This is a genomic window from Nitratidesulfovibrio liaohensis (genome assembly GCF_011682075.1).
Classification (GTDB): Bacteria; Desulfobacterota; Desulfovibrionia; order Desulfovibrionales; family Desulfovibrionaceae; genus Cupidesulfovibrio; species Cupidesulfovibrio liaohensis.
The window spans coordinates 1-6,486 of record NZ_VSMK01000113.1; the positions used below are offsets into that span (position 1 = coordinate 1).

Consider the following 6,486-nt stretch of genomic DNA (forward strand, 5'->3'; position numbering starts at 1 on the left):
GCGGCGGCACGCCCTGCGACTGGCGCATCTCGGCCACTGCGGTTGCGCCGCCGGGTGGCAGCAAGGGCAGGGCGGCAAGGGCCAGGCCCGTGACAAACAGGCCGGTCCCGATCAGTCCGGCAGCAACGGGGCTAGTGCGGAGTGCGCGGCGCGAACTGCGCGGACGGGAAGGTTCGCGCCCGTCACCCTTGCCGCAGGGGCCGTCCTGCTTGGCCAGATCGGCCTGATCGGTTTCTTTCGGAATATGTGACTCGCGGGGTACGCGGGACATGATTGCCTCCGGTGGTATCCGCGCGGCGCCGGGCCGCGCGCTGCATGCCGTGGTGCGCGCGTTGACCGGCAATGGCCCTGGCGCTTCCCTTGGAATGCTTCGTTGCTCGTTCTATCGGCGGAAACACGAAAAGCTTGAGGTTGCAATTCCCACGGACGGGGTGTTCCCGGCTGCCATACGCGGGGCGGCGGCAAGAGGGCGTACAGTTGTAGCAACGTTCGCACCATGCGCTGGCGGCGTTGCCTGCCGCATGGAGCATTGTATTGGTTGGTGGCACAATTTGGAATATGTGCATTGATGAAATCTATTTTCATGATAGGTGAGGCGCACGAAAAATGTAGCACGAAATTGACATAGGTAACACATGAGAGTAATCGCGATAAAAAACATAACACGCAGGTCGTGAAGTGCGACGCGCGGTGGCGTGCGGCGAAAACGGCGGTTTTGCGCGAGGTTGGCGGGTGTTGCGGGACCATGTTGGCCGCTTGTCGAGTGAAAGCACCCGGATGCCATGCCGCCCCATGCCACCGCATGTCCTGGGATGGTGGGGCGGGTGAACGGCGGGGTGGCCATACCCGCAAGACTGGGGAGACCGGGCAGGGATGCACGTCAACGGACAATGCAAGCGCGTGGGCGTGGTGGCGCTGCTGGTCGGCAACCGCGAAGCCTGCGCGGACAAGGTCAACGCCGTGATCAGCGAGTTCGGTTCGCTGGTCATCGGGCGCATGGGGGTGCCGTACCGCGAGCGCGGAGTGGGTGTCATTTCGCTGATCGTGGACGGTACCACCGACGAACTGGGGGCGATGACGGGCAGGCTGGGGGCCATCCCCGGCGTGCGCATCAAGACGCTTCTGCTTACCGACGCGGCATGAGCCGCGCCGCCATACCGTGGAAGGAGCAGGACCATGGGCAAGGCAACGGATGCCGACAGGGATGTTTCGTGGCTTGATGACGGCCTCATCGCGGACACGCTGGCCCGCAACGCCGCCGAGGATGCGGGCAAGATCCGCGAGGTGCTGGCCAAGGCCCGTGAACTGGAAGGGCTGGACCACGACGATGTGGCAGCGCTGATGCACGTGAAAAGCCCCGGCCTTGTCGACGAACTGTTCGACACAGCCCGCCGGGTCAAGGAAGAAATTTACGGCAACCGGCTGGTCATGTTCGCGCCGCTGTACATCTCCAACCTGTGCGCCAACGAATGTCTGTACTGTGCATTCCGCGCCACCAACAAGGATCTGGACCGCCGCGCCCTGTCCATGGACGAGGTGGCCGCAGAAACCCGCGTGCTGGTGCGCCAGGGCCACAAGCGGGTGCTGCTGGTGGCGGGCGAATCGTACCCCGGGGAAGGCTTCGAGTACGTGCTGAAGGCCATCGACGCGGTGTACTCGGTGCGCGAGGAAAGCGGCGAGATCCGGCGCGTCAACGTCAACGTGGCCCCGCTGACGGTGGAAGACTTCACCCGCCTGAAGGAACGCGGCATCGGCACCTATCAGCTGTTTCAGGAAACCTACCACCGTCCTACCTACACCCGCGTGCACGTGGGCGGCCTGAAGCGCGACTTTGACTGGCGCGCCTCTGCCATGGACCGGGCCATGCGCGCGGGCATCGACGACGTGGGCCTGGGCGTGCTGTACGGGCTGGCCGACTGGCGGTTCGACACCCTGGCGCTGATGAGCCACATCCGGCATCTGGAAGACCGCTTCGGCGTGGGTTGCCACACCATCAGCGTGCCGCGCATAGAGCCTGCCGTGGGTTCCGAGATGGCCAGCTGCCCGCCGCAGGCCGTGACCGACGACGAATTCCGCAAGTTGGTGGCCATCCTGCGCCTGGCCGTGCCTTACACCGGACTGATCATGTCCACGCGTGAAAACGCCGAGGTGCGACACTCCACCCTGGCCCTTGGCGTGTCGCAGATATCGGCGGGCAGCCGCACCAACCCCGGCGGCTATACCGAGGCGGAAAAGTTCGAATCCAGCCAGTTCCAGCTTGGCGACCACCGCAGCCTTTCCGAGGTCGTGGCCGACATCGGGCGCATGGGCTACATCCCCTCGTTCTGTACTGCCTGCTACCGGCTGGGCCGCACCGGGCAGGACTTCATGGATCTCGCCAAGCCCGGCCTGATCAAGGAAAAGTGCGCCCCCAACGCACTGTCCACCTTCCTGGAATACCTCATCGACTACGGCAGCCCCATGGAGCGCGAAGTGGGCAAGGGCGTCATCGCTGCAGAACTTGGCGGCATGGACGACCGTACCCGCCGCGTGGCCGAACGCATGCTGGGCAAGGTGCAGGAAGGGCGCAGGGATGTCTTCTGCTGAACCCGCTGCATATGCAGGGCAGGGCATGGCGGTCGCACCGTCCATCACGTCCGCACCGTCCCTGACGGATGGGCCGGATGGGCCGGATGGGCCGGATGGGCCGGATGGGCCGGACATGACGGACGCGGCCACCACCCTGTCCTCGGATACCTGCGGGGCGTGCACCCGCGCGGCGTACGCACCCGTCCGCGCGGAACACGACCTGCTGGGCGAAATGTCCGTGCCCGCGGATGCCTATCACGGCATCCACACCCAGCGGGCACTGGACAACTTCGCCGTTGCCGGGCGGCGCCTCCACCCGGGACTCGTGGAGGCGCTTGCCCTGGTCAAGAAGGCCTGTGCCCACGCCAATGCCGAACTGGGCTACCTGGACCCCCGCGTGGCCGATGCCGTGTGCGCCGCCTGCGACGAGATGCTGCACGGCGACCTTGGCGCGCACGTGGTGGTAGATGCCTTGCAGGGGGGCGCGGGCACCTCGGCCAACATGAACGTCAACGAGGTGCTGGCCAACCGGGCGGAAGAGTTCATGGGCGGCACGCGCGGCGCGTACCGGCTGGTGCGCCCGCTGGACCACGTGAACCTGCACCAGTCCACCAACGACGTCTTTCCCACGGCGCTGCGCGTGGCGGCCATGCGCGGCCTGCGCGAACTGGAGCGGGCCGTGGCCGCGCTGCAACGCGCCTTTCAGGACCGCGAGCGCGACTTTGCCGGGGTGGTCAAGCTGGGCCGCACCCAGCTTCAGGATGCCGTGCCCATTACTCTGGGGGCGGAATGTTCCGCCTGGGCGGAAGCCCTGTCGCGTGACCGCTGGCGCATCTTCAAGTGCGAGGAGCGGCTGCGCGTGGTCAATCTGGGCGGTACGGCGGTGGGAACGGGCATCACCGCCCCGCGCGACTACATATTCCTGGTGGTGGAGCGGCTGCGCGAGGTGACCGGCCTTGGCATGGCCCGCGCCGAAAACCTGGTGGATGCCACCCAGAACGCCGACGTGTTCGTGGAGGTTTCCGGCATCCTGAAAGCGCACGCGGTGAACCTGCTGAAGATTTCCGCCGATCTGCGGCTGCTGGCCTCCGGCCCGCGCGGCGGGCTGGGCGAACTGGCGCTGCCCGCCGTGCAGGCAGGGTCCAGCCTGATGCCCGGCAAGGTCAACCCGGTGATCTGCGAGGCGGTGGCCCAGGCGGCCATGCGCGCGCTGGGCAACGACGCGGCGCTGACCGTGGCCGCGCAGGCCGGGCAACTGGAACTGAACGCCTTTCTGCCGTTGGTGGCCGATGCGCTGCTGGACACCATTTCCATCCTTGCCCGCGCCTGCGTCATGTTCCGCACCCGTTGCGTGGAAGGTATGCGGGCGGACGCAGCGGCCTGCGCGCGCCATGTGGACGATTCGTGGGGTACGGTAACCGCGCTGGTGCCAGTGCTGGGCTACGAAGGGGCCACCCGGCTGGTGGGCGTCATGCGCGAGCGGGATTGCGGCCTGCGCCAGGCGGCACGCCACACCGGGCTTCTGGACGAGGCCGCGCTGGATGCGCTGCTGTCGCCAGAGGCCATGGCACGGCTGGGAAGTCCCGCCGGGCAGGCAACGCAACGCGGTGGCCCTCGAAGCGGCCAGAACAACGTCCCTGACAATGGCAGCGGCAACGAACGCGGCAATGGCCGGGGGCGGCCATGATGCATCGCGACGAGATTCTCGGTCTGCTGTTCGATACGCCGTTCGACCAGCTTGCGGCTCGCGCCGACGCGGTGCGCCGCGAGGCCAAGGGCGACATGGTGCACGTGCGCGGCATCGTGGAATTTTCCAATCACTGCATCCGCAACTGCATGTACTGTGGGCTGCGCCGCGACAACGCGCAGGCGCGCCGCTATCGGCTGACCCTGCCGGAGGTGCTGGCTGCGGCGGGCGAGGCTGCCGCAGCCGGGGCGGACACCGTGGTGCTGCAATCGGGCGACGATTACGGCATGACCCCGCGCGCCCTTGCCGACATGGTGGAAGCGGTGAAGACCCGGCTCGGCCTTGCCGTCACCCTGAGCGTGGGCGAACGCCCGGCGCGGGACTATGCCCTGTGGCGTTCCGCCGGGGCGGACCGCTTTCTGATGAAGCACGAGACGGCGGACGCCGCCCTGTACGCCCGCCTGCACCCCGGCAAGACCCTGGCCCAGCGGCTTGCGGCCCTGCGCCGCCTGCGTGACGCGGGCTATGAGGTAGGCAGCGGGTTCATCGTGGGGGTGCCGGGACAGCAACCGGAATCGCTGGCCGACGACGTGCTGCTGGTGTGCGAACTGGCGGCGGACATGTGCGGGGCCGGTCCCTTCGTGCCCAACGGCGCAACCCCGTTGGCGGGGGCGGCGCACGGCCCGGTGGAACTGACCCTCCGCTGCATGGCGGCACTCCGCATCGCCCGGCCCGGCCTGAACCTACCCGCCACCACCGCCCTGGCTACCCTGGCCCCGCAGGACGGGCAACTGGCCGGGCTGCGCGCGGGGGGCAACGTGTTGATGCCGGGCTTTACCCCCGCCGCCCGCCGGGCGGACTATCACATTTACGACCACAAGCGGCGCGTGGACATGGAAGACGCGCTGGACACCATCCGCCGGGCCGGGCGCGTGCCCGCACCGGCGCAAGGAGCAAGGGCATGCAGGATACCCCAAGGGGGCTGCGGCTGCACATCGGCATCTACGGGCGCCGCAACGTCGGCAAGTCGTCGCTGCTGAACGGGCTGGTGGGGCAGGGCGCGTCCATCGTTTCGGACACGCCGGGCACCACCACCGACCCCGTGGAAAAGACGCTGGAACTCGACCCGGTCGGCCCGGTGGTGTTCATCGACACGGCGGGCATCGACGACGAGGGCGCGCTGGGCGCGTTGCGCCGCGAACGCTCGGAACGGGCGCTGGACCGCACCGACGTGGCCCTGCTGGTCACCGACGGTGCGTGGGGCCGCGACGAGGAGGCGCTGGCGGAGGCCTTTGCCGCGCGCAAGTTGCCCTACTTCGTGGTGGCCAACAAGGTGGACCTTGCGGAAGTGATGCCCGGCAGCCAGTTGCCCGCGACCGTGCTTGATGCGCTGGCCGGGCGCGGCATTGCCGTGGTGGCGGCCTCTGCCCTGCTGGGCCGGGGGCTGGACGCCGTGCGCGAACGCATCGCCATGCTGGCCCCGGAACACGCCATCGCCCAGCCGCACATGCTGTCCGATCTGGTGCCGCCGGGGGGGCTTGTGGTGCTGGTGGTGCCCATCGACCTTGGCGCGCCCAGGGGGCGGCTGATCCTGCCGCAGGTGCAGGCCATCCGCGACCTGCTGGACGGTGATCAGATGTGCCTGGTGGTCAAGGAGCGCGAACTGCGCGCCGCGCTGGAGCGCCTTTCCGCGCCGCCGGACCTTGTGGTGTGCGACTCGCAGGTGGTGCTGAAGGCGGCGGCGGACACCCCGCCCGGCGTGCCCCTGACCACCTTTTCCATCCTGATGGCCCGGCTGAAGGGCGACCTGGTGGAACTGGCGCGCGGGGCCGCGGCCATCGAACGGCTGGGGCCAGGCGACCGGGTACTGATAGCCGAGGCCTGCACCCACCACCCGCTGGCCGACGACATAGGCCGGGTCAAGATTCCCCGTTGGCTGCGCCAGTACGCGGGCGGCGACATCGAAATCGACGTCGCGGCGGGCAAGGAACTTTCCGACGACATGGCCGCCTATGCGCTGGTGGTGCATTGCGGCGGCTGCGTCATCAACCGGGGCAACATGCTGGCCCGGCTGCGCGCTGCGCGGCGGGCGGGGGTGCCCATGACCAACTACGGGCTGGCCATTTCGCTGACGCAAGGGGTGCTGCCCCGCGCGCTGGGACCGTTCCCGGCGGCGCTGGACGCCTTCCGCGCGGCGGCGAAGGGCGCCTGACGCCACCCCGGTGGCGGCT

General features: G+C 68.5%; 5 protein-coding genes and 1 pseudogene. 5 read left to right on the top strand and 1 reads right to left on the bottom strand.

Translation table 11 applies throughout. The features are described 5' to 3' along the window. Positions 1 to 271, bottom strand: a pseudogene (locus FVW27_RS05105) (hypothetical protein); the annotation flags it as partial. A gap of 602 nt (positions 272 to 873) precedes the next feature. Here FVW27_RS05105 and FVW27_RS05110 point away from each other — a divergent pair. The 5 genes from FVW27_RS05110 (at position 874) to hydF (ending at position 6,467) form a co-directional block, all read left to right on the top strand. Then, the gene (locus tag FVW27_RS05110; protein ID WP_167123316.1) at positions 874 to 1,143 is read left to right on the top strand and encodes a TM1266 family iron-only hydrogenase system putative regulator; all 270 of its coding nucleotides are present in this window, start codon (positions 874 to 876) and stop codon (positions 1,141 to 1,143) included. Positions 1,144 to 1,176: 33 nt separating this feature from the next. Next, positions 1,177 to 2,586, top strand: coding sequence for a [FeFe] hydrogenase H-cluster radical SAM maturase HydG (gene hydG / locus FVW27_RS05115; protein ID WP_167123318.1), 1,410 nt, complete (start codon positions 1,177 to 1,179; stop codon positions 2,584 to 2,586). 115 nt (positions 2,587 to 2,701) lie between these two features. Beyond that, positions 2,702 to 4,255, top strand: a complete 1,554-nt coding sequence (locus FVW27_RS05120; protein ID WP_167123320.1) for an aspartate ammonia-lyase — start codon at positions 2,702 to 2,704, stop codon at positions 4,253 to 4,255. Next, positions 4,252 to 5,295: a [FeFe] hydrogenase H-cluster radical SAM maturase HydE gene (hydE, locus tag FVW27_RS05125; protein ID WP_243838224.1), complete on the top strand. Its 1,044-nt coding sequence runs from the start codon at positions 4,252 to 4,254 to the stop codon at positions 5,293 to 5,295. The genes FVW27_RS05120 and hydE overlap by 4 nt, the downstream gene beginning before the upstream one ends. Then, positions 5,217 to 6,467, top strand: coding sequence for a [FeFe] hydrogenase H-cluster maturation GTPase HydF (hydF, locus tag FVW27_RS05130; protein ID WP_167123322.1), 1,251 nt, complete (start codon positions 5,217 to 5,219; stop codon positions 6,465 to 6,467). The genes hydE and hydF overlap by 79 nt, the downstream gene beginning before the upstream one ends. Positions 6,468 to 6,486 lie beyond the last annotated feature (19 nt).

Bases quoted from the DNA above. Each gene is read 5' to 3' on its own strand.
- FVW27_RS05120 (WP_167123320.1), top strand. From the start codon at position 2,702: ATGACGGACGCGGCCACCACCCTGTCCTCGGATACCTGCGGGGCGTGC.
- hydE (WP_243838224.1), top strand. From the start codon at position 4,252: ATGATGCATCGCGACGAGATTCTCGGTCTGCTGTTCGATACGCCGTTC.
- hydG (WP_167123318.1), top strand. From the start codon at position 1,177: ATGGGCAAGGCAACGGATGCCGACAGGGATGTTTCGTGGCTTGATGAC.
- FVW27_RS05110 (WP_167123316.1), top strand. From the start codon at position 874: ATGCACGTCAACGGACAATGCAAGCGCGTGGGCGTGGTGGCGCTGCTG.
- hydF (WP_167123322.1), top strand. From the start codon at position 5,217: ATGCAGGATACCCCAAGGGGGCTGCGGCTGCACATCGGCATCTACGGG.